The 20,499-nt window shown below is 70.4% G+C and carries 19 protein-coding genes; 4 read left to right on the top strand and 15 right to left on the bottom strand.

Annotated elements, in window-relative coordinates; genetic code table 11:
* Positions 1-27 precede the first annotated feature (27 nt).
* The gene (locus D7X30_RS23675) at positions 28-744 is read right to left on the bottom strand and encodes a hypothetical protein (RefSeq protein WP_120565207.1); all 717 of its coding nucleotides are present in this window, start codon (positions 742-744) and stop codon (positions 28-30) included.
* 95 nt (positions 745-839) lie between these two features.
* On the opposite strand from D7X30_RS23675, the gene D7X30_RS23670 reads away from it, so the two are divergent.
* The gene (locus tag D7X30_RS23670) at positions 840-1,574 is read left to right on the top strand and encodes a tetratricopeptide repeat protein (RefSeq protein ID WP_120565278.1); all 735 of its coding nucleotides are present in this window, start codon (positions 840-842) and stop codon (positions 1,572-1,574) included.
* Positions 1,564-1,965, top strand: coding sequence for a tetratricopeptide repeat protein (locus D7X30_RS23665; RefSeq protein WP_158619351.1), 402 nt, complete (start codon positions 1,564-1,566; stop codon positions 1,963-1,965). Before D7X30_RS23670 ends, D7X30_RS23665 begins: the two co-directional genes overlap by 11 nt.
* A 15-nt stretch (positions 1,966-1,980) precedes the next feature.
* On the opposite strand, the gene D7X30_RS23660 is transcribed toward D7X30_RS23665, so the two are convergent.
* Entirely contained in the window at positions 1,981-3,165 is a 1,185-nt protein-coding gene (locus D7X30_RS23660) for an MFS transporter (protein ID WP_120565205.1), read from the bottom strand.
* Positions 3,166-3,305: 140 nt separating this feature from the next.
* On the opposite strand from D7X30_RS23660, the gene D7X30_RS23655 reads away from it, so the two are divergent.
* The gene (locus D7X30_RS23655; protein ID WP_120565204.1) at positions 3,306-4,061 is read left to right on the top strand and encodes a DeoR/GlpR family DNA-binding transcription regulator; all 756 of its coding nucleotides are present in this window, start codon (positions 3,306-3,308) and stop codon (positions 4,059-4,061) included.
* Here the strand turns inward: D7X30_RS23655 and D7X30_RS23650 are convergent, their stop codons facing one another.
* From D7X30_RS23650 to D7X30_RS23600, 11 genes are all read right to left on the bottom strand, one after another.
* Complete coding sequence (locus tag D7X30_RS23650) at positions 4,062-4,523, bottom strand: carbonic anhydrase (RefSeq protein ID WP_120565203.1); 462 nt, start codon at positions 4,521-4,523, stop codon at positions 4,062-4,064.
* A 78-nt stretch (positions 4,524-4,601) separates the two neighbouring features.
* Positions 4,602-4,775 carry a hypothetical protein gene (locus D7X30_RS42375; protein WP_014394505.1) on the bottom strand — a complete coding sequence of 58 codons (174 nt, stop codon included), beginning with the start codon at positions 4,773-4,775 and terminating at the stop codon, positions 4,602-4,604.
* Positions 4,776-4,872: 97 nt separating this feature from the next.
* On the bottom strand, positions 4,873-5,700 hold the full coding sequence (locus D7X30_RS23645) for an aminotransferase class IV (RefSeq protein ID WP_120565202.1): 828 nt from the start codon (positions 5,698-5,700) through the stop codon (positions 4,873-4,875).
* Positions 5,701-5,740: 40 nt separating this feature from the next.
* A complete protein-coding gene (locus D7X30_RS23640; RefSeq protein ID WP_158619349.1) occupies positions 5,741-8,158 on the bottom strand; it encodes a PAS domain-containing protein in 2,418 nt (805 codons plus the stop codon).
* Positions 8,159-8,305: 147 nt separating this feature from the next.
* Complete coding sequence (locus D7X30_RS23635; RefSeq protein ID WP_147443287.1) at positions 8,306-8,596, bottom strand: hypothetical protein; 291 nt, start codon at positions 8,594-8,596, stop codon at positions 8,306-8,308.
* Positions 8,597-8,722: 126 nt separating this feature from the next.
* Positions 8,723-12,022, bottom strand: coding sequence for an ATP-binding protein (locus D7X30_RS23630; RefSeq protein ID WP_120565199.1), 3,300 nt, complete (start codon positions 12,020-12,022; stop codon positions 8,723-8,725).
* A 27-nt stretch (positions 12,023-12,049) separates the two neighbouring features.
* Complete coding sequence (locus tag D7X30_RS23625) at positions 12,050-13,072, bottom strand: hypothetical protein (protein WP_120565277.1); 1,023 nt, start codon at positions 13,070-13,072, stop codon at positions 12,050-12,052.
* Positions 13,053-14,264, bottom strand: a complete 1,212-nt coding sequence (locus D7X30_RS43450) for an endonuclease domain-containing protein (protein WP_158619347.1) — start codon at positions 14,262-14,264, stop codon at positions 13,053-13,055. The genes D7X30_RS23625 and D7X30_RS43450 overlap by 20 nt, the downstream gene beginning before the upstream one ends.
* A 142-nt stretch (positions 14,265-14,406) precedes the next feature.
* Entirely contained in the window at positions 14,407-15,636 is a 1,230-nt protein-coding gene (locus D7X30_RS23610) for an MFS transporter (RefSeq protein WP_120565196.1), read from the bottom strand.
* Positions 15,626-16,567: an NAD-dependent epimerase/dehydratase family protein gene (locus tag D7X30_RS23605; protein WP_120565195.1), complete on the bottom strand. Its 942-nt coding sequence runs from the start codon at positions 16,565-16,567 to the stop codon at positions 15,626-15,628. Before D7X30_RS23605 ends, D7X30_RS23610 begins: the two co-directional genes overlap by 11 nt.
* A complete protein-coding gene (locus D7X30_RS23600; RefSeq protein WP_120565194.1) occupies positions 16,564-17,391 on the bottom strand; it encodes a lysophospholipid acyltransferase family protein in 828 nt (275 codons plus the stop codon). The genes D7X30_RS23605 and D7X30_RS23600 overlap by 4 nt, the downstream gene beginning before the upstream one ends.
* A 94-nt stretch (positions 17,392-17,485) precedes the next feature.
* Between D7X30_RS23600 and D7X30_RS23595 the strand changes: the two genes are divergently transcribed.
* Positions 17,486-18,103, top strand: coding sequence for a hypothetical protein (locus tag D7X30_RS23595; protein ID WP_120565193.1), 618 nt, complete (start codon positions 17,486-17,488; stop codon positions 18,101-18,103).
* Positions 18,104-18,112: 9 nt separating this feature from the next.
* On the opposite strand, the gene D7X30_RS23590 is transcribed toward D7X30_RS23595, so the two are convergent.
* Together D7X30_RS23590 and D7X30_RS23585 are read right to left on the bottom strand one after the other, a co-directional pair.
* Positions 18,113-18,502: a VOC family protein gene (locus D7X30_RS23590; RefSeq protein WP_120565192.1), complete on the bottom strand. Its 390-nt coding sequence runs from the start codon at positions 18,500-18,502 to the stop codon at positions 18,113-18,115.
* 138 nt (positions 18,503-18,640) lie between these two features.
* Positions 18,641-20,359, bottom strand: coding sequence for a PA14 domain-containing protein (locus D7X30_RS23585; RefSeq protein ID WP_120565191.1), 1,719 nt, complete (start codon positions 20,357-20,359; stop codon positions 18,641-18,643).
* Positions 20,360-20,499: the final 140 nt, after the last annotated feature.

Raw genomic sequence — 20,499 nt, 5'->3', positions numbered from 1 at the left:
TCCTGAGTGGGGGAATACTCGCGCGCTTCAGCGCCGGGACGGCGGCCGGGACGACGAGGACGACGACTTCGCCTTGGGCACTCGCCGGGCGACGAAGAGGGTGTGCCGCGATCCCTTGGTGCCGTGCGCCGTGGGGTGGAGAATGTTGACGGAGAAGCCCACCTCTTCCAGCAGCTTCACATACGCGGGCGAGGGCCCGGCGCTCCACACCACCAGCGTCCCGTTGGAGCGCAGGGAGTTGAAGGCGTGCGACACGCCGGTGAGGTCGTAGAGGCTGTCATTGTCCGGGTGGGTCAGGGCCTTCGGGCCGTTGTCCACGTCGAGCAGGATGGCGTCGAAGGCGCCCTGCTGCCTGCGCATCACCTTGCCCACGTCACCCTCCACCACGGTGACGCGCGGGTCCTCCAGCGGCGCCTTCGCCAGCGGCGCGAGCACGCCCCGGTTCCACTCCACGACCGGAGACATCAGCTCCGCGACGACGACGCGGGCGCCCGACCCCAGGCGGTCGAGCACCGCGCGGACCGTGAAGCCGAAGCCCAGCCCGCCCACGAGCACCCGGGCGGGCGCACCCGCATCGAGGTTCGCGCAGCCGGCCTCGGCCATGGCCATCTCCGAGCCATGCTGGCGGCTGGACATCAACGTCTGGCCGCGCACGCGCAGCACGTACTCATCGTCTCGCCGGGCGAGCACGACCTCGCCCACGTCCGGCAGCTGCGCTCGCTCCACTGTTTCCCAGGGCTTCATGCCAGCGCTCTTCGCGCGACCGGGCCTCCGGGTCAAGTCGGCGCCTTGACACCCCGGGACGTGCCTGCGAAATGCCGGACGACCGCCCCCACCCCATGGAACGCAACGGACGACAGGCGTGGCCCCCGGAGCTCTCCGAGCCCTTGCGTGAAGTGGACCGCCTGCGCCGGGGAGGCCGCTACACGTCGGCGCTCGCGCTGGCACGGACGCTGGCGGAGGCGCATCCGACGCAGGTGCGGGTGCTGGTGGAGGTGGGGCTGACGCTGGGCGTATGGGGCGGCCAGCCCGCGGAGGCGCTGCCCTGGTTCGACCGCGTGCTGGAGCTGGCGCCGGGCCACGTGGCCACGCGCTACCACCGGGCGCTCACGCTCGCCCGGCTGGGCAAGCACGCGGAGGCGGTGGAGGGCTTCACGCAGGTGGAGTCCGCGGGGTTCCGCAAGGCGCTGGTGCTGCACATGAAGCGCGCGGAGTCGCTCGAAGTGCTGGGGCGGCTGACGGAGGCGGAGGCGGACTGGACGGCGGCCCTGGCGGAGGACCGGGGCAACCCGTGGCTGCTCCAGCAGCGGGCCCGGAGCCGCACCCGCGCGGGGCGGACGGAGGCCGCGGAAGCGGACCTCACGGAAGCGCTCGCGTCCCAGCAGGGCGAAGCGGTGGACCCGGAGTTGCTGTACGATCGAGGCATGCTCCGGCTTCAGCGTGGTGATGTCGCGGGTGCCCGCGCCGACTTCGACGCGGGGCTCCAGGCCTTCCGTGTGGGTGACCCGCCGTCGTTGCTGGACGCGCTCCGGAGGGGGCTCCAGGACGCTTGGGGTGCACGTCATGGTGAATGACAAGAGTCCCCTTCGGGCCGCGTCCGAGCTCGCCCAATCAGGGAGGACGGCCGAGGCCATCGACTGCCTCGAAGCGGCTCTCGCTCTCACCCGGTCAGACAAGGAAAGGCCCGCCGATACATCCCTTCTGGCGAGAACAGCGGGCCTCCACTGCGAGGTCGCCGGGAGACTTTCGCAAGCAGCGCGCTACTACGAAGAGGCCATTGCCACGGCGGATCCTGAGCCACTCCTCCTGATCGCATGGGCGAGCGTCCTCTGGCGGTCAGGCCAGGCGGACAGCGCACGTTCGTCTCTGGCAAGCGCCGAATCCCTGGCCCGGTCGCTCTCGGATGCGGATGCCTTGACGATGGTCGCCAACATCCGCGCGGAGTGGGCGAGCGACGACCGTTGATCATCTCTCGCGTGGCTACGCGTGCTCGGCGTGTGCCGGCGCGGGACGGCTGGCGCCACGGTTCGCGACCGCGAAGAGCGCTGCTCCGACCAGGGTGAGCGCGACGGCGGCCCAGGCCGGCGCGAGGTAACCATACCCGGCAGCGATGACCAGGCCGCCCAGCCACGCTCCCGCCGCGTTGGCGATGTTCAGGGCGGAGTGCGACATCGACGCGGCCAGGGAGGGCGCGCCGGGCGAGGCCTCCATGAGCCGCACCTGCACCGCGGGCGCGAGGAACTGCGCCGCGATGCCGATGAGGAACACGAGCGGGACCGCCGCCCAGGGTGACGTGGCCATGAGCGCGAACAGTCCCATCACCAGCGTCGTCGCGCCGAATCCGACCCACATCGCGAGCGATACCGAATGATCCGTCAGACGGCCTCCCAGCATGGCCCCCACCGTCATGCCCACGCCGAAGAGGGCGAGCACCCACGGCAGCCCTGATTCGGGCAGCCCCGACACGAGCGTCAGCGTCGGCGCGATGTAGCTGTAGACCGCGAACAGACCTCCGAAGCCCACCGCACCCACCAACGACGTCCACCACACCTGCGGCTGCCGCAGCGCGGACAGCTCCTGACGGATGCTGCTTCCTCCCAGTGACGCCATGTGCGGCACCCACAGCCAGAGGGCCGCGAGCGTCACCAGTCCAATGGCACCGACCAGCAGGTACGTGCTCCGCCAGCCCAGCTGCTGCCCCAGGAACGTCGCCGCCGGGACGCCGATGATGTTGGCGACGGTAAGCCCGGCCATGATCAGCGCCACGGCGCGCCCCTTGCGCCCGGCTCCCAACAGCTCGGCTCCCACGACGGAGGCCACCCCGAAGTAGGCACCGTGTGGCAGGCCCGCCATGAACCGGGCCGCGATGAGCGTCTCGAGCGTGGGCGCCAGCGCCGACGCCGTGTTGCCCAGGGTGAACGCCACCATCAACAACAGCAGCAGCGCCCGGCGAGACATCCTCGCCGTCACGATGGCGACCAGCGGCGCTCCCACGACGACGCCCAGCGCATAGGCGGCGATGACGTGACCGCTCTGGGGAATCGTCGTCTCCAGCCCGCTCGCGATCCGCGGGAGGATGCCCATGGTGGCGAACTCGGTCGTCCCGATGCCGAAGCCCCCCAGGGACAGCGCCAGCAGCGCCCTGCCTACGTCTTGCTGCTTCATGGGGCGCCGCCCTGGGTCATTGTCTTCAGTGTGTGAAATCTGCACGATTCGGCATGTATCTGCCGAATCAGGCGCGTATTTGCAACGGAACGGGTCGGGTCGGTACCCCTGGCTCCGAATCAGGCATGGAGGCGGGACGCATGGTCACCCATGAGCGGCACAAGCGGATCCTCGAGCTCCTGGCCCGGGAGCAACGTGTCGCCGCCTCCGCGCTCGCCGAGGAGTTCAACGTCTCCGAGGACACCATCCGCCGTGACCTCCGGGAGTTGGCCGAGGAGGGGTTGCTCCGTCGTGTCTATGGAGGCGCGGTCCCTCGCACGCCCGCCGCGCCCACCTACGCGGGAAGGCGGGGCGAGTCCGTGGCGGCCAAGAGCGCCATCGCCGCCACCGTGGCAGGACTGCTCCGCCCCGGGCAGCTCATCTTCCTGGATGCGGGGACGACGGCCACGGCGGTCGCGTCACAGCTGCCGCCGGACCTGAAGCTGACGGTCGTCACGCACAGCCTGCCCGTCGCCTCCGTGCTCGCCGAGCACCCGCTGGTGGAGGTCATCCTGATTGGAGGACGGCTGCTGAAGGATTCCCTCTCCCTGGCCGGGGCCGAGACCGTGGAGGGATATCGCAAGTTCCGCGCGGACCTCTGCGTGCTCGGGACCGCGAGCGTGCACCCGGAGCTGGGGTTGGGCGTGTTCAACCACGAGGACGCGGAGGTGAAGCGCGCCATGGTGGCCGCGGCCACGGAGGTCATCGCCGTCGCGGCGGGGGAGAAGCTGGGCACGACGGCTCCCTATGTCGTCGGGCCCCTGTCCCTCATCGACCGGCTGGTGACGGACGCCGCCGCCCCCGCCGGGTTCGCACGAGCCCTCGCGCTCGCGGGCGTAGAGCTCGTCCAGCGCTGATCAACCCTCGCGGGAGATGGGCTCGAACTCGATCGTCTCCCCGTGGGGGCGCACGTAATAGAGGTGGATGCGCAGGTGCGGGTACGCCGTCTGGAGCTCCTTCGCGCCGAAGTGCAGGTCCTTCAGCTGCTGCTCCACGGCGATGTCCGGCCCCAGCGCGCTGTGCTTCGCGTGGTAGTAGCCGCACCCCTCGTGCGCCAGCAGCAGCACGTCCTCGATGTGATGGCCTTCGATGAGGAAGCGGGCGGCCTTCGTGAAGCCCTCGCTCTCCAGGTAGTCCGACGCCCAGCGGTTGAGGAGCGCGGGGCCGCCAGGGAGGGTGAGCGTGTCGATGCGAGGGTGGCCCAGGTGGCGGGCCAGGTCCTCCACGGCCTCGGTGAAGCGCCCGTCCGAGCAGTACACGGCCAGGGTCTTCGGGTGGACGGACTCGAAGGGGACGCGGGAGACGTAGGGTGCGCTCATGCGCCCCAGGTTAATGGCTCCCGGCTCCCGCGAAAGCACCTTCGAGCCGTCGCGTGAAACGCGGTGACGCGCCCGGTGTCAGTTGTGCTCCGGGAACGCCGCGGGCTGCCCCGTGCCGCCGTTGCCCTCGGGCTTCGGGCCCGCGTGCCGGTCCGCTTCGGACTCGCGCCCACCGCCCTTGTGCCGCAGGTTCTCGTCCTCGCTCATGCCCTGTCGCTGGACCTGCTTCTCGTCTGGCTTCTTCGTCTCCATGTCGAGCCCCCTGTCGTTGGAGGAAGTCCTCCGATGTCCTCCCAAGATGGGGGCGGACGGGGCGTTTGCCATGTCCAGCGCCTGCCCGGCTGGCCGCTCAGCCCTCGCGAATGGCCCGGGCATCGAGCGCGGCGCGGGCCCGCTCCGCGAGCCTCAGGCTGTCAGGGAGCTCCCGGCCCAGCAGCCTCGGGACACCCACGGCCAGCGCCACCGCGTTGCTGTAGAAACACGCCTGCGCCCGGGACAGGTCCGCGAGCGGCAGCACGCGCTCCACCACCGGCAGGCCGTCCACGGACGCCATGGCCAGCAGCACCGCGCGCGCGATGCCCGGCAGGCACGGCGCGGACAGCGGCGGGGTGACGAGCGCGCCGTCCAGCTGCACGAAGAGGTTGGCGGTGGGCAGCTCGCAGACCTCCGCCGCCTCGTTGGTGAGCACGGGCATCCACGGCATGAGCGCGTGCTGACGGAAGTAGGCCAGGCCCTTGTGGTTCACCGTACGCTCCGCGCGCCGGTAGGCCCCGGCCTCCACGCCCTCCAGTTCGCGGCCCTGCCGGTGCAGGGCTTCGAGCTCCGTGGGGAAGGGACGGAAGGTGCACAGCACGTGTCCGTCGCTGACCGCGAGCTTGCCCACGCCGGTGAAGCGGGGCCCCATCGCCGCATCCGCGGTGAGACAGCGGCGCAGGGCTTCCCGTACGGCGTCCTCGCGGAGGAGCGCGGGAGCCGGAGCGCGCACCGCCGTGGAGAACGCGTCCAGGCTTCCACGCAGGCGGGACAGGTGCCGCGCGAGGAACCTCGGCTGCCCGGCGTCGATGCGGAAGGTGGTGAAGAAGCCCGCGCCGAAGAAGAAACCCTGGGAGAAGTCGTGCAGGCGCAGGTCCTCCCAGCGCTGGACGACACCATCGACGGAGACGGTCTGCGGGTGCATGGCCTCATACTAGACCCGCGCGAGCGCCCGGCGAGTGGCGTCACGGGCTGGCTGCGCCGCCGAGCGGAGGGCTCGCGGAGGCCGCCGGGATGCCGGGCAGCGTGAAGAAGAACGCGGTGCCGCGGCCTGGCTGGCTCTCCACCCAGACGCGGCCGCCGTGGGCCTCCACCAGCCCCTTGACGATGGCGAGCCCCAAGCCGGCGCCCGCCTTGCGCGTGTGGATGGCCTGCCAGAAGCGGTCGAACACGTGGGGCAGGGATTGCGTGTCGATGCCCGGCCCCGAGTCCTCCACGCGGAAGCACACCTGGTCCTCCCGGCGCTCGGCCTTCAGGAGGATGTGGCCCCCGGCCGGGGTGAAGCGGATGGCGTTGCCCACCAGGTTCTGGAAGACGCGCACCAGGCGCGCCCGGTCCGCGCGCACCCGCGGGAGATCCGGCTCGGACTCCACTTCGAGCCGCAGCGCCTTGTCCGCCACCAACAGCTCGTTCAAGGCCTGCACCTGGTGGAGCAGCCGGGGCACGTCCAGCGGCTCCACGTCCAGCGTCGTGTGCCCCGACTCCACCCGCGCCACCTCCAGCAGGTCGTCGATGAGCCCCTCCATGTTGCCCACCACGAGGCGGACCTTGCGCAGGGCCTCCGTGGCATTCGCCTCTTCGTGCGTCCGCACCAGGCTGCGCTCCGCGGAGCGGGACAAGAGGGTGATGGTGTTCAGCGGCGCGCGCAGGTCATGGGAGACGATGCCCAGCGTCTCGTCGCGCGCGGCGACGGCCTGCTTCGCGGTGCGGTACAGCCGCGCGTTCTCCAGCGCCAGCGCGGTCCGCCGCGCCAGCTCCTCCACGAGGGGGAGGCTCTCCTTGCCGTAACGCAGGCCCGTGTGCGAGGACACCAGCAGCAGCACCCCCAGGGAGTGGTCCTGGAGGGCCAGCGACACGGCCACCGCGGACTCCACTCCGGGGCTGTCCGCGGAGGGGCCCGGCAGGAGCACCCCCGACCCCGTGCGCAGCGCCTGCGCCACGGTCCGCCCCAAGGCGGTCTCGGCCCCGGGGGCACACGCCGCTCGCAGCGCGTCCGCCAGTTCGCGCGTCCCGGCGGCGACCTCGGAGGAGGCCCCCTCCTCGAGGCAGCCGCCCTGCGTGGCGATGGCGCAGCCGTCCGCGAGCGTGGGCACCGCGAGCGTCACCACGGTGCGGACCACCTCCCCGCAGTCCAGGGAGCGCGTGCTGGCGGCGCCCATGTCGGAGAGGAAGCGGCCCCACAATTCGACGCGCCGCTTCTCGGTGATGTCGCGGAAGTAGACGGAGAGTCCCTCCGGGGACGGGTACGCCACGACGCGCAGCCAGCGGCTGTCCACGAGCGAGGGTTGCTCCTCCTCCACGGGGAGCTGCGCCGCCGTCGCCCGGCGCACCAGGGCGGCCATGGCCGAGCCATGGTTGCCGGAGAAGACCTCCTCCAGCCGCCGTCCCAGCAGCACCTCGCGCTTGAGGCCGAAGTGGGCTTCCGCGGGCCGGTTCACATAGGTGAAGCGTCCGTCCCGGTCGAACGCGGCGAAGCCGTCGGTGATGCGCTCGAGCACCGCGTTCAGCCGTTCGCGCCCGGCCTCCGCCTCCTCGCGGGCGGCCTCTTCCCGAACCAGCCGGTTGCGCGCCTCGTCGGCTTCGTAGCGGGCAGTGATGTCCTCGTGGGCCATCACCACGCGCAGCGGTCCCGACCCGACGAAGCGCGTGGCGCGCAGCAGGAACCAGCGCCGCTTGCCTCCTCCGGGCTCGTGGCACGGGTAGTCCAGGAGGAACGACTCGCTGCGACCGGCGAGGATGTCGCGGATGCCTTGAGCCACGGCGGCCGCTTCCTTGGCGTTCGCGCCGTGCGCGGCTTCCGTCACCTTCAGGTAGTTCGCGCCCACGCCGCAGCGGCCGTCCTCGTCCGCGCAGCCGTTTTCGCGCGCGAAGCGCTTCCATGCGGCGTTGACGGCGATGATGGCGCCCCGGCCATCCAGGATGGCGATGTGCGTGGACAGCGAGTCGAGCGTGGAGCGCAGGAACTTCTCCGACTCATGCCTCGCATGTTCGGCGCGTTTGCGGGGACTGACGTCCCGGAAGCTGACGGTGAGGCCTCCCGAGGAAGGGTACGCCCGCACGTCCAGCCAGGCATCGAGGGGTTCGTAGTAGGACTCGAACGCGACATGGACCTGCTCGGCGAGCGCCCTCTGGTACTCCTGCTCGAACATGGAGCCGCGCGCCTCGGGGAACGCCTCCCACACGTTGCGCCCGAGGAGCTCCGCACGCGGGCGTCGAAGCAGCCACTCGCTGCTCGTGTTGAGGTAGGTGAAGCGCCAGGAGCGGTCGAGCGCGAAGACCGCGTCCGAGATGCGCTCCAGGGCGTCGAGGGCCTGGATGGATGAGGGAGCCTCGGACGCGGGGCGCCCGGGCGGGGTCCGTTCCTGGCCCTGTCTCACGGCCATTCCTCCACTCCCCCTCATGAAAGACACCAGAAGGAAGTATGGGAGTCACGGCCGCGCGAAGCCGCGCGAGGACGGCTCCCCGCTCGTGGGCCAGCCCGGACAATGGAAGGGGAGCGCCCCCCTGCCCGCGGGCTCGCGTGTCTGGAGTTACGGGGCCGCCGGCGCGAGCCCGGGGCAGTCCTCACTGAATCCGATGAGCGCGTACCCGGTCATCTGGCCCGTGCGCAGGGGAGTCCTGCCGCAGAAGCACCGATCCGAGCCGACCTCCGTCGTGTACGTGGCGTCGCTGTAATAGATGGTCAAGGAGTCGGTCGTGCAGCGGTAGAGCGCGTCCTCGCGCGCCGCCAGCTCGGAGGTCGCGCGCTGTTCGGCTTCTTCCATTCCACAGCCGAACTGAACTCCGATGACGGCAAGGCCCAGCATCAATGAACGGCGCATGGTGTCTCCAGGAGAGAGGGGGAGTTGCCTGGCCATGGTGCCACGTTGGCCTTGCGCGAAATTCCATGGGTGGGCGCAAAGGCTCTCAAATGCCTGGGTTGTGTTGGGTGCACGACCCGAGTGGACTCACCCCGCGTTGCGGATGCCCTGCTCCCCGGAGCGGTGCGCGAGCTGGAGGATCTCCTCCTCGGACAGTTGCTCTGTCTTGATGATGTTCCGGTCCGCCTTGAGCTGTTCGACCTGCCCCTCACGCAGGACATGGAATTGACCTGTCTTCTGCGCCGGGAGGCGAACCGATGCGTCCACGCGCGCCTCCGCGAACATCGGCTTGAGCTTGCGGAGCGCGGTCTCTTCCTTCACGCGGCCCGCGAACCAGGCGCGCACGTTGTCGCGGCACTTGTAGTCCAGGTCGCCCGGGCTCTGCGTCGCGAGCATCACGCCGACGCCGGCCGAACGCGCTCGCCGGAGCAGGTTCTCCATGGGCTGCTTCGTGGCGGGGATGCCGACCGCGGGCAGGTAGATGTCTGCCTCGTCGAAGAGGAGGACCGCCTGGAGCCTGGGCGACGGGTGCTGGCTGGCCCAGCGATTGGCCTCCACCAGCAGTTGTGACACCCAGAACAGCGAGCTGTGCAGGCCGCCCAGGAACTTGGTGCTGATGATGGTGAGCCGTGTCTTGCCCGGCACCTTCGCGGCCCCCAGGCCCAGCAGCTCGTTCATGTCGAGCTTCTCCCCGGTGTTGGAGAGCAGCGCCTGCGCGTTGAGTCGCAGCGTCGCCAGGTCCTGGGCAAGCTTGACGAAGACCCTGTCATCCAGCCCGTGCGCCTCCTGGACGAGCGTCATGTCCTGCGCGGCGACGAAGCGCTGGATGAGGTCCAGGGTGATCTCCTTGCCGGACGGACGCTGCACCAACAGGCGCAGCGCCAGGGCCAGCAGGGCCTTCGCGGCCCTGTCCCGGGGGCTGCTCTTGTACTCCAGCATGGAGGAGAGGGCGTCCGCCGCCTGCTGGAGGATTTGATCGCGCTCCTCGGGAGAGAGCTTGTCGAGCCCCCGGGGCACCACCGGGATCGACAGCGGGCGTCCGTCCGAACGGCCCGGCGTGTAGAGCGCCACCTCCACGCGCTCTCGCAGTTGCTTGCGGCGCTCGACCATCATCGGGTCGTCCAGCTCCTCGTCCCACGACTCGTCGCGCGCATACGCGGCGAGGTCACCCTTGCGGTCCACGAGGATGGCGGGGACGCCCTGGATCACCAGCTGCTCGATGAGGTTCAAGGCGAGCGTCGTCTTGCCGCTGCCAGGACCGCCGAGGAAGGCGCTGTGCTTGTTCAGCTCATCCGCCTGGACGAAGACGGTGTTGGCGAAGACGCCTTCGGAGACGCCCACGCGCATCTGGCCCTTGGGGCCTTCTTCGTTCTTCGGCCCTTTGATCCCTTCGCTCTTCTTCGGGTTCCTGGGCACTTCTTCAGGAAGGGCCGTGGGAGTCGGCTTCTCTTCCGTGTGCGGCAGGATGTGGCCCGCAGGAGTCACTTCCCATTCGTTGACCCCGTCCGTCACGGAGGCCTCACTCGAAGTACCAGCCTTGCTGGACCCGGGCGTGGCGGACGCGACGGCGCCTGCGGCCGAAGGCACGTACTTCTCCAGGGCCAGCAGGTCCGTGATTCCCTGGAGCCGTGTCACCGGACGGGCCACGCGGCTCCATCCGAGGAACGCGGTTTCGTCGTGCTGCTTGCGGAACGCCTTCAACGCGAGCAACTCCCGCAGGTCGCTGGGCCCCACCACCGCCCGTCTCCCGCCCTTACGGTGGAGCACCGCGGTCTGGTCCGCCACGAGCGTGCCCAGTCCTCCGGGGAACTCCGTGGAGCGCACCAGCACCGGCAGGCTCTTCTTCGCGGCCTTGATGGCGCCCTCCATCTGCCTCGCCAGGTGTCCACCTCGCGAGGTGGTGTTGCAGATCGCGACGTACAGATGGGTGTTTCCTGGCTGGATCGTGACGTCGAGCGCGTCCTCCCCGCAGGGTTCCACCAGGAAGCGGGTGGCGCCTCCCAATTCCTCCGAGCTCACCTGGATGCCCCAGTCGAGCAGCGCCGCGATATCCGCATCCTCTTCTGGCACGCGCTCCTTGAACTTCGCTTTGAAGTCCGTCCAGGCCTGATCCAGGTCCGGCGCAGGAGGCGTCTGCGGGACGGCGGTGACTTTCGTCTGGGGAGGCTGACGCTTCTCCGGCAGGGGGAACGCCGCCGGCAGCTTGCCGTCCTGGATGGCCTGTTCCCGGTAGCGGTGGCAGGCGTTCAGGATGTCGCGCGTCCGCTGTCCGCTCAGCAACTCGAAGCCCTGGGGCGGAATGGGGTAGGTGGGCTGGGACGGGTTGAACGCGATGCCCTGCTGTTCGTACAGGGACTTCAACCGGCGGGCCGCGATGTCGCGCCCCGTCTGCGCGGTGACGTTGAGCTCCAGGTCCACGGGCTCGGGGTTGCGCTCGATGCGGTCGAGCATCGCGCGGTTGAGATGCGAACGCGTCGCGACCCAGAAGTCGGAGAGACAGCAGACCACCACGATGGCCGAGGGCACCTGGGCCGCCAGCGCCACCAGCGTGCTCATCGCGCGGCGGAACGAGGGCTCCATCTGGGGCCTCTGCTCGAAGTCGAGCATGTCCTCCACCTGGTCGACGCAGAGGACCATCGCCTTGCCGAAGATGCCCATCAGCTGACCCAACTGGATGAGCATCCGGCTGGGGGACTCCTCGGTGTTGCGAGGCACCAGGTTGCCGATGATGGCCCGGTCCTCCGGTGACATCTCCTCGCAGCGCAGCCACTGGACGATGCGGTGGTGGAAGCGGGCCTCGCGGCGCTGGAGGCAGAGCAGGGCGCGCAGCAGGTTGACGTCGATGTTCCGGAACGCAGGGTCCGCGTGCAGGTCGTCCGCGACCGCGCGGATGTTGCCGTGCAGCTCCTCGTCGTCCAGCACGTCCTCGTCCGGGATGTGGGCCGCGAAGATGTTCGTGCAGCGCTTGAGCACGGCTTCGGACAACAGCATCAACCCCGTGTCCTCGACGTGGCCGTGGTCGTACGGCTTCTCCAGCGAGTCGATGACTTCCGACAGGATGTACCGGTCGTAGTGCGTCACATCGACGGTCATGGGCAGATACCCGACGTAGCCCCTGCCGCTCTCGTGCACGCTGTTGCGGAAGGCGCGCACCAGGTGCGTCTTTCCGCTGCCGGAGTCCCCCTTCAAGAGGAGGATCCTCCCGTCCTCCGGCGGCGTCTGCGCGGTGGCGCGCTTCACGAGCCGCTCGAATGCCACACGCGCGGGGGCATTGATGGAGGGCACGTCGAATGGGTCCCGCTTCCACAGCGTCTGGCCCTGCTGGACGCTGTTGAAGATCTCGGGGCCATCGGACAGGAACGCTTTCAGCCGGGCGTCTTTGGACATGGGGAGGCTCCTGAGAACGGGTTCCGCTTAGAGGATGACGAAGTGGAAGCTGGCGCCGACGGCACGCACTTCGGACTCGGTGATGTCCTGGGGGTTCATGGCCGCCAGCAGGTCCGCGCGTCCCAGGGACAGGTGCTGCGCGCGGTTGGCCGCGAGCAGCGCCTCGTTGAACGCCGGGCGGTCCGCCCACTCCGGCTGCAACGCCTTCCACACGTGGGAGATGAAGACCTTGTTGTCACCGAAGCGGCCCGTGGGGGGCACGGCCTTCGCCGCGTCCAGCACCCGCCGGGCGAAAGACACCGTCTCCGTGGGCGGCACCTTGGGTGCGAGCTTCACGGCCGCCTCCACGAGCTTCGGCCTGGGCGCGGAAACCTTCTCCGCCTCCGCCAGCACCCACTCCCGCAGCGCCGCCATCCGCACCACCTCCGCGTCCACCCGCGGCGCTCCCACCGCGCGGGCGGCCAACTGCTCCACGCCGCGCTTCGGGTCGCGGACCTCCTGGCCCAGCAGCTGGCCCAACAAGTGCGCCTGCACCGCGCGCAGAGAGAACGCCTCGTCCGTCTCCACGCCCAGCTGCCGCCACAGCAGCCGGTCGCGCACCTGCGCCAGCGTCGGCGTCTCCGGCCCCTCCACCTTGTGCGCCCGCTTGAGCACCAGGGCCCGCACGCCGTCCGCGTCCGATAAGCGCCCCAGCGCGGGCTTGGAGGCCGGCAGGCCCAGCCCCTTCGCCAGCAGGTGCTGCTGCTTCACGCGCTTCCACGTGAGCCCCTTGGGGGAATCCACCCGCAGGAACTTCAACGCCTGCTGACGGCCTGCCCCCGTCAACGCCAGCCCCGAACGGCCCCGGGCCTCCACCTGCTTGTCCTCCAGCAGCTCCGTCAGCAGCGCGTCGAACCGGCCGTTCCATTCGCCTCGGCTCCAGCGGTGCTCCACGAACGCGTGCAGCGTCTTCGCCAGCTCGTTGCGCGTGCCGGCCTTCTTCTCGGAGCGCGTCGCCAGCCAGGCCAGGGCCAGGCCCTGAAGCCGGGTGTCAGGAGTGTCGGTGTCCATGTCGTGGCTCCCGCCCGCCAGGCTCGCGCCCGCGGGCTTCAATCAACGTGTCGAGGGTGTGGAGGATGTGCTCCAGCTGGGACAGCACGTCCGTCGCGAGCAGCCGGTACACCCAGTAGCCCTCGCGCTGCAGGTCCAGGTCCTTGCGCCGGTCGCGGCGGAACCGCTCCGGATCCTGGAAGTGGTGGTAGCCGTCGATCTCCACCGCGATGCGCAGCGGGCGGCACAGCAGGTCCACCTCCCAGCTGCGCTTGTCCTCGGGGCGCAGCCGGGCGTTGAGCTCGAAGAGGCCCGCCGTGCGTGGGTGCTCCTCCAGCCGGTCGCGCAGGTACGCCTCCGCCTTGCTCCGCGCCCGGTCCGCGCCCGCCTCGCCCGCGCCCGTCAGCACCGCCAACGCCACCTCGGCGGCGCTCACCCGCTGCTTCTCGGGCGCACCCGCGCGCTCCAGCTTCCGGAGCGTCGCCACCGCGCTCGCGGCCTCGGAGGGCTCCGCGGGCACCTCCACCACGCCCTCGCGCACCAGCGCCTTCAGCCGCGTCTCCCCGCCCGCCAGGAACGCCCCCAGCGCCTCGCTGGACACCACGCACGCCACCGGGAGCGCCGGCACCGCGTTGCTCAACACCCCCGCCACCTGGAGCCCCCGGTACGATGGCGCCTCCCCCACCGCCATTCGCACCACCGGGGCCTTCCCGGGCGGAAGCAGCGCGTGCAGCGCCCGCAGCCCCGCGCCCAGGTTCTTCGCGAACGCCGTGCGCACGGCATTCGGGAGCGCTCCCGGCTCCACCGCCTCCCGCCCAATCACCAACTCCCGGCACAGCGCCCACGTGGCGTCCGCCAACATCGCGGGCGGCGGCAGCGCGTCCAGCAACACCCGCCGCTCATGCGCTGTCTTTCCCCTGAACACCGGCGTGTGTCTGGGATTCGCCGCCGTCAGGCTGAACGCCGCCAGCGCCTCCGCGTCCGCCCCCAGGTCCCGGGTCGCCGCCAGCGCCCGGGCCCAGCCCAGCGCCGCCTCCTGCGGGTCCTCCCCAGACACCTCCACCACCGTCAGCCCGTGCCTCGCGGCCCATTGGTTCCAGAGGGTCTCCCCCAGAGCCTCCGGTCCCTCCAACACGCTCAGGGTCGCGATGCCTTCCTCCCGGCGCCGGGCCTGGCGGTCCAATGCATCCAGCAGCGCGACTTCACCCGCCAATGGCAAGCACTACCCCCCGGGAGTGATGGCTTCACCGCCCCTCGTGAGCAAAAGACTGCTCCCACGGGTCGGGTGAAGACAAGCCCCCCAAAGGAGGTATGGCATTCCGGGAAGGAAGGGACCCGGGTGGGTCTGAAAGGCTTTAGCGCCCTGCGTCGTCGCCGGTTTCCCGATGGAGAAGCAGTCCCAATCCGGCCGCCGCGAGCGCTGAAAGCATGCCCGTCAGGAAGGGGGCCTGGGTGCTCCATGACGCATACATCCAGCCGCTCGCCACCGGCCCTACCGTGCGGGCCAGCCCACCGCACGACTGCGCCAGACCCAGCACGGCGCCCTGCTGCGACGGCGGGGCCACCTGTGAGGCCTGGCTGGAAATCAACGGCTGCAGGAATCCCATGCCCACGCCCACCAGCACCACGGAGACCATCATCGGAATCGCCTGCCACGACGCCGCGAGCCCCGCCATGCCGCCCGCGAGCAGGAGCGCTCCGCAGATCATCAGCCGGAACTCACCCGCCGCGCGCGACAGAGGACCAATCAGCCCGCCCTGGATGACCATGCCCAGGCCACCCACGACCGCGAAGGTGTAGCCCACCTCCTTGGAGCCCCAGCCCAGCCGCGCCTGTACCAGCAGCGCGAACGCCACCTGGAGCGTGGTCATGGACAGGAACACCGCGAAGAACAACCCCAGCACCAATCCCAATGCCTTGCGCTGCGGCGAGTCCTGCAACGCGGACCAGCGCGTCTGGGATTTCGCCGCCACGCGCTTCTCCACCGGGTGCGTCTCCGGCATCGCGAAGAACGCGGCCACGAAGCCCACCAGCGCCAGGCCTCCGGCGAGCAGCGGCGGCACCCACGCGCCCAGGCCGGAGAACAGGCCGCCCAACGTGGGTCCCAGCACCATGCCCAGGCCAATGCCCGCGCCGATGCGGCCCATGGCCCGGGCGCGCGTCTCCTTCGTCGTCACGTCCGCGAGCGCCGCCTGACACGCGGCGATGTTGCCGGACGTCGCCCCCGCCAGGATGCGAGACGCGAACAGCAGCGGCAGCATCAGTTGGTGGCTGGCCAGCGCGAACAGCGCCATCGCCACCGCGTTCGCCAGCAGGCTCAGGAGGATGACGGACCGCCGTCCGTGCCGGTCCGAATAGCGCCCGAGCAGCGGCGTGGCGAGCAGCTGCGTGAAGCTGAAGCACCCCAGGAGGATGCCCACCGTGCGCGCCGAGCCGCCCATGGACTGCACGTAGAAGGGCAGCATCGGGATGACGATGCCGAAGCCCACCAGGTCCAGGAACACGGTGAAGAACACCACCGCCTCCACCCTGCGCAGGAGGCCCGGCGTGGCCACGGGGGCCGCGCCCACGCTCTCAGCCACCATGGCCCGCCCGGTCCACCGGCAGCGCGTCCGCGTAGGCGCGCAGGATGCGGCCCTCGTCGTAGGTGGCCTGGAAGCCCGTGGCCTCCAGGAAGCGCTTGTTGTCCACCACGATGGGGTAGCGCAGGTGGTCCGTGGCCCCCACGGACAGCCGGGGGAAGCCCGCCCGGCCCAGCAGCAGCGACAGCACCGGCGACGGCAGCGGCACCGGCGTGCGGCCCGTGCCCCGGATGATGACCGACAGCGGCACCGGCGCGGGCCCCGCGACGTTGAAGATGCCGCGCACCTGCTTCTCCAGCGCCAGCTGCAGCGCCGTCACCACGTCCTCCTCCTGGAGCACGTGGAAGAGCGGGTCGTAGCCCAGCACCATGGGCACGCGCTTGCCGCGCAGCAGGTTCGCGAGCGTGCCCGTGCCCGGCGTGCCCAGCGTGTACACGAGCCGCAGCACCGCGGTGGTGACGTCCGGCAGGCGCCACAGCGCAGTGGCCGCGTACAGGTCCGCGGCCACCAGGTCCGCCAGCTCCGGGATGGCCTCCAGCGCGCGCGGGGGCTCGTCCTCGGAGTGGTACAGCGGCGAGTCCGGCGCCGCGCCGTAGAACGTGTGCCGTCCCACGAAGAGCACCTGCTTCACGCCGTGCGCCGCGCAGTGGTCGAACAGCGCCTTGGTGCCGTCCAGGTTGATGCGGCCGCGCTCGTGGCCCTGCACGGTGAACGCCGTCACCGTGGCCATGTGAATCACGGCCTCCGGCTTCCAGCGGCGGAAGACGTCCTCGGCGGCGCGCTTGCGGATGTCCACCGGGTGGACGTCGATGCCCTTGGGCGCGTCCCGCCACGGGCGGATGTCGATGCCCGCGACTTCATGGCCGCTGTCGCGCAGCTTCAGCGCCAGCCTGCGCGCGATGCCGCCGGAGATGCCCGCGATCAACACCCTCATGGCAACAGCCTCCGGGCCCGGCGCAGGTTGCGCTCGGCGCGGTTGTCTTCGATGAGCCGCTGGATGCTCGCCCTCACCTGGTCCACGTAGCCCTGGATGACGTGGTCCTCCTCGTCGCCCGTGCCTTCGAAGACGAGCGGCTCGCCGTAATGGATTTCCAGGCCCACCGGCAGGGGCAGCGGCAGCAGGTACGGCGTCAGCGGCACGTACGGGACGCCCAGGAGCTTGCCCAGCGCATACGCGTTGGTGACCGTGGGGATGGCCGCGCCGCCGCCCAGGAAGGCGAAGGGGATGATGGGCGAGCGCGTCTGGAGCGCCAGCCGGATGAACCCCGTGCCGAAGTCCACCAGCGAGTAGCGGTCCGGGTAGAGCTTCGCGGTGCCGCGGGCGCCCTCCGGAAAAATCATGAGGAGCCGGTCGTCCTCCAGCAGGCGCACGGCGTGCTCGGGCAGGCCGGTGAACTGGCCGGTGCGGCTGGCCCACAGCGAGGCCACGGGGAACTTGTGGATGAAGCGCTCCACCATGCCCTGCGCGAGCCGGGGCGGGTCCATCTCCAGCATCGTGGAGGTGAGCACCATCATCCCGTCCACCGCGACGCCGCCGGAGTGGTTGCCCACCAGCATGCCGCGGCCCTTCTTCGGGATGTGCTGCACGCCGGTGCAACGCACCCGGAAGTAGTTCCGGTAGAGGAAGGCGAAGAACTCCAGCGCCAGCTTCAGGTGCTTCTTGGAGATGCCGTAGGGGTCGACACCGTATTCGTTGAAGGGCAGCTCCAACCGCTCTACCCGCGCTGACAGGGACTCGCTCTGGGGCACGGGGCGCACCGTAGCACCGCGCGTGAGCTTTGCACGGGGGGCCCGCGTCCCCCATTGTGCACCCGACGGGTGCCCCGGCCGGGCCCCCAGGGAGTGACGCGCGATGGCGGGGCAGCCGTGGACGGAGATGCTGGACGGGGTGGTCACGTGGGCCAAGGCCCTGCCGGCGGGGCTGTCCAACCAGGTGGCGGTGGACGTGAGCGGCCGGCGGGTGCGCCTGTCGCACGCGCGGGTGGAGGCGCTGTCGCGAGGCGTGCTGGGCCGCGTGAAGGGGCTCACCCTGCGCACCTGGGACAGCACTCCGTCCGTGTACGACCTGCGGCTGGACGTGCGCGGCTGGAAGCTGCGGGTGGAGACCACCCCCCAGCGCGTGGAGCTGGCCGGGGGCCGCTACACGCTGTGGCTGGCCACGCCGGGCCGGGTGGAGCTGGAGGAGTCCCCCGGCGCGTCATCGCTGCTGATGGGCGCGCTGCGCACGGGGGCCGGGAAGGCCGCGCTCCAGGCCCTGGCGCGCAAGCTGTTGCCGCCGGGACTGGCCTGGGACGGACAGGTGCTCCGGGTGGAGGGGGCGCTGCCGAAGGAGGGTGCGCTGGCGTCCCGCCTCTTTGAGTCCTCCTCCCTGCGGATGACCGCGGAGCACGCGCCGGAAGGGCTGTGGTTGTCCGCGGAGGAGTGGCCGGGGCTCCTGGACCTGCTCCAGGCCGCGCTGGGCCCGGGGTAGGGCGCGCTTCTAGCGGCCCTCGCCGTCCCACACGTTGGCGCGGCCCTCCAGGGGACCGCGCTGCGGACGGACGATGCAGAAGCGCTGGCCGGTGGGGGCCTCCATCACCCACCAGCGCTTCACGTAGGCGATGCGCCTGGCGCCCAGGGCCTCCAGCCGCTCCACCTCCGCGTCCAGGTCATCCGATTCGATGTCCAGGTGGATGCGGCTCTCGTGCTCCACCTGCTGGATGAGGAGGCTCGGCTCCTCGGGCTTCGCCTCCAGCTCGCGGTAGGTGGGCGAGTCCGGATCCACCGGCTTCATCGCCCGCCCCAGCGCCGCGCTCCAGAACCGGGTGGCGGCGTCGAAGTCCTCAACCTTGCAGTCAATGACGAACGTGCTGAGTCGGCTGTGATGCATGGCTCGCTCCTGATGGGCCGGGCAGGGGGGAAGCCCGTTGAGGGGGAGCCAGGGATACACCGAAAAGCGGGTGGAAGGTACGACGGAGTGAAAGGGGCGGACGGCCCTCCCTGCGCCGTCCGCGCCCGGACAGAAGGCCTACTGCCCGCTCATGCCCGGGCCCGGCTTCCAGACCTTCACGTAGTCGATGGACGCGGTCCACGCGGTGGCGCCCGTGGCGTTCGCGTCGCCGTACCAGAACGCGGACCCGCTGCCGGTGAGGGCCCAGGTGGACGCGACGAAGTTCGCCATGCCCACGAGCATCCGCTTGTAGTCCGGGTTGTTGGAGAACGCGGCTGGCAGCGGGACCTCCCGGATGGCGTTGGTCGCCGGGTCGCCAATCCACATCCGGATGTCATTGCCCACGCGGCGCGCGGTGTAGACCCACTGCTTGCCATTGCGGCGGTCCACGGCGGGGCGGACCTCTGACTGCTTGTTGTCCGGGTCCCAGTGCCACGTGGTCATCACGTTCGTGCCGTCGTTGTTGGGCAGCTCGACGATGTCCAGCTCCGGAGGCCACGGCGTCCCGCCCCAGCTCTCCGCGACGGGCCACATCAGGAAGTACATGCCCGTGCCCATGCCCGGCGGCAGGTCCGCCTTGAACGACACCTGGTAGTCCGCGTAGCCGGGATGCGCCGGACGGAAGTTCTGCGCGTCCCACCACGTGCCCTGGTCCAGGTAGCAGCCGTCCCAGACGCCCGAGCCGTCAGCGCGCTTGCGGGCGCGCATCTCCAGTTGACCGTTGACCGTCACGCACTGGCTCTGCGTGTTCATCACCATGACCGTGTGGTTGAGCGGCACGTTCGTCTGCCATTGCTTCCACTTGTTCCAGTCCAGCGAGTCGAAGTCGTCCTGGAGGTCCAGCACCCAGCCGGCGGGCGGGGTGGGGACGCCGCCCACGCCGGGCGTGTTCCCGGACTGCAACGTCCAGCCCACCTGGGCGGACGCCTCGCCCGTGGCCTCGTAGTACTCCACCTTCACGCGGTGCGTGCCGGCGGTGAGCGTGACGTCGCCGGTCCGCGTCGACGCGCCGTGGTCGCCCCAGTGGTCCACGACGAGCGCCCCGTCGACATAGACGCGGCTGCCGTCGTCGGACGTGGTGGAGAACCGGTACGTGCCCGCGCTGGCGAAGCTCCAGTCGCCCTCCCAGCGCACGCTGAAGCCGTCCACGCCCACGCCCGCGCCGGGGCTCCCCGTCCCCCAGGAGAACTGGATGGCGGCGTCCTGGCGCTGGAAGGCCCGGGTCGTCAGGTCCGGGTCGCTGAAGTAGGTGCCCCGGAAGGCGCCCGTGGGAATGGGCAGCTCACCCGTGCCCGCGGCGCCCCCCAGGAGGTTCACCTCCTGGACCCAGGAGCCGCTGGTGTTCGTGCGGTAGCGCACGTAGACGAAGCGCGCGTTCGTGTCCGGGATGTCGCAGCCCTTCCACTGGACGGTGCTGCCGTCGACGTCGCAGTCGTACCAGCCCGTCTGGGACCAGCTCGCGTCGAAGAGCTGGACGTGGAAGCGATAGGCCTGGTCGCCCAGGCTCCACACCTCCCGCACCTGCTTCAGCGTCCCCAGGTCGTAGCCGACAAAGGCGTTGTCGCCCGCGCCCCACGCACCCGACGCGTCATCGCCGTCGTTCACCTGCCAGGGGTAGTTGAAGCCGCCGTCGTCGATGAGCGTCGCGGCCAGCTCGCCGGTGACCGCGCCGCGTGAGACGGCGACGCGTGTATCTGGAGGGGGCTCACGGACGTCACAGGCCGCCAGCGAGCACAGGGGGAGCACCAGACACGTCCGGACGAGCGCACGGGAACGGGAACGCGGGGATGGGAGCATCTTTCGCCTCCAACGAGGGTGGGAGGCGACGTGATATCCTTGTTATTCAAGCCTTCGAAGTGTCTTTCGGTGAAATTGGCTTGATCGTGTTTTGCGTGTTCGGCGGGTGTCGTGGGCGGACCTTGGGCGCCCTTTGGGCC

The sequence above is a fragment of the Corallococcus sp. AB011P genome (genome assembly GCF_003611605.1).
Classification (GTDB): Bacteria; Myxococcota; Myxococcia; order Myxococcales; family Myxococcaceae; genus Corallococcus; species Corallococcus coralloides.
The sequence above is the reverse complement of the archived record's forward strand: the minus strand, read 5'-3'. Positions and strand labels throughout refer to the sequence as shown.

What these genes read in the sequence shown, in the direction of transcription:
- D7X30_RS23675 (WP_120565207.1), bottom strand. Translation starts at nt 744, where the DNA reads ATGAAGCCCTGGGAAACAGTGGAGCGAGCGCAGCTGCCGGACGTGGGC.
- D7X30_RS23670 (WP_120565278.1), top strand. Translation starts at nt 840, where the DNA reads ATGGAACGCAACGGACGACAGGCGTGGCCCCCGGAGCTCTCCGAGCCC.
- D7X30_RS23665 (WP_158619351.1), top strand. Translation starts at nt 1,564, where the DNA reads ATGGTGAATGACAAGAGTCCCCTTCGGGCCGCGTCCGAGCTCGCCCAA.
- D7X30_RS23660 (WP_120565205.1), bottom strand. Translation starts at nt 3,165, where the DNA reads ATGAAGCAGCAAGACGTAGGCAGGGCGCTGCTGGCGCTGTCCCTGGGG.
- D7X30_RS23655 (WP_120565204.1), top strand. Translation starts at nt 3,306, where the DNA reads ATGGTCACCCATGAGCGGCACAAGCGGATCCTCGAGCTCCTGGCCCGG.
- D7X30_RS23650 (WP_120565203.1), bottom strand. Translation starts at nt 4,523, where the DNA reads ATGAGCGCACCCTACGTCTCCCGCGTCCCCTTCGAGTCCGTCCACCCG.
- D7X30_RS42375 (WP_014394505.1), bottom strand. Translation starts at nt 4,775, where the DNA reads ATGGAGACGAAGAAGCCAGACGAGAAGCAGGTCCAGCGACAGGGCATG.
- D7X30_RS23645 (WP_120565202.1), bottom strand. Translation starts at nt 5,700, where the DNA reads ATGCACCCGCAGACCGTCTCCGTCGATGGTGTCGTCCAGCGCTGGGAG.
- D7X30_RS23640 (WP_158619349.1), bottom strand. Translation starts at nt 8,158, where the DNA reads ATGGCCGTGAGACAGGGCCAGGAACGGACCCCGCCCGGGCGCCCCGCG.
- D7X30_RS23635 (WP_147443287.1), bottom strand. Translation starts at nt 8,596, where the DNA reads ATGCGCCGTTCATTGATGCTGGGCCTTGCCGTCATCGGAGTTCAGTTC.
- D7X30_RS23630 (WP_120565199.1), bottom strand. Translation starts at nt 12,022, where the DNA reads ATGTCCAAAGACGCCCGGCTGAAAGCGTTCCTGTCCGATGGCCCCGAG.
- D7X30_RS23625 (WP_120565277.1), bottom strand. Translation starts at nt 13,072, where the DNA reads ATGGACACCGACACTCCTGACACCCGGCTTCAGGGCCTGGCCCTGGCC.
- D7X30_RS23610 (WP_120565196.1), bottom strand. Translation starts at nt 15,636, where the DNA reads ATGGTGGCTGAGAGCGTGGGCGCGGCCCCCGTGGCCACGCCGGGCCTC.
- D7X30_RS23605 (WP_120565195.1), bottom strand. Translation starts at nt 16,567, where the DNA reads ATGAGGGTGTTGATCGCGGGCATCTCCGGCGGCATCGCGCGCAGGCTG.
- D7X30_RS23595 (WP_120565193.1), top strand. Translation starts at nt 17,486, where the DNA reads ATGGCGGGGCAGCCGTGGACGGAGATGCTGGACGGGGTGGTCACGTGG.
- D7X30_RS23590 (WP_120565192.1), bottom strand. Translation starts at nt 18,502, where the DNA reads ATGCATCACAGCCGACTCAGCACGTTCGTCATTGACTGCAAGGTTGAG.
- D7X30_RS23585 (WP_120565191.1), bottom strand. Translation starts at nt 20,359, where the DNA reads ATGCTCCCATCCCCGCGTTCCCGTTCCCGTGCGCTCGTCCGGACGTGT.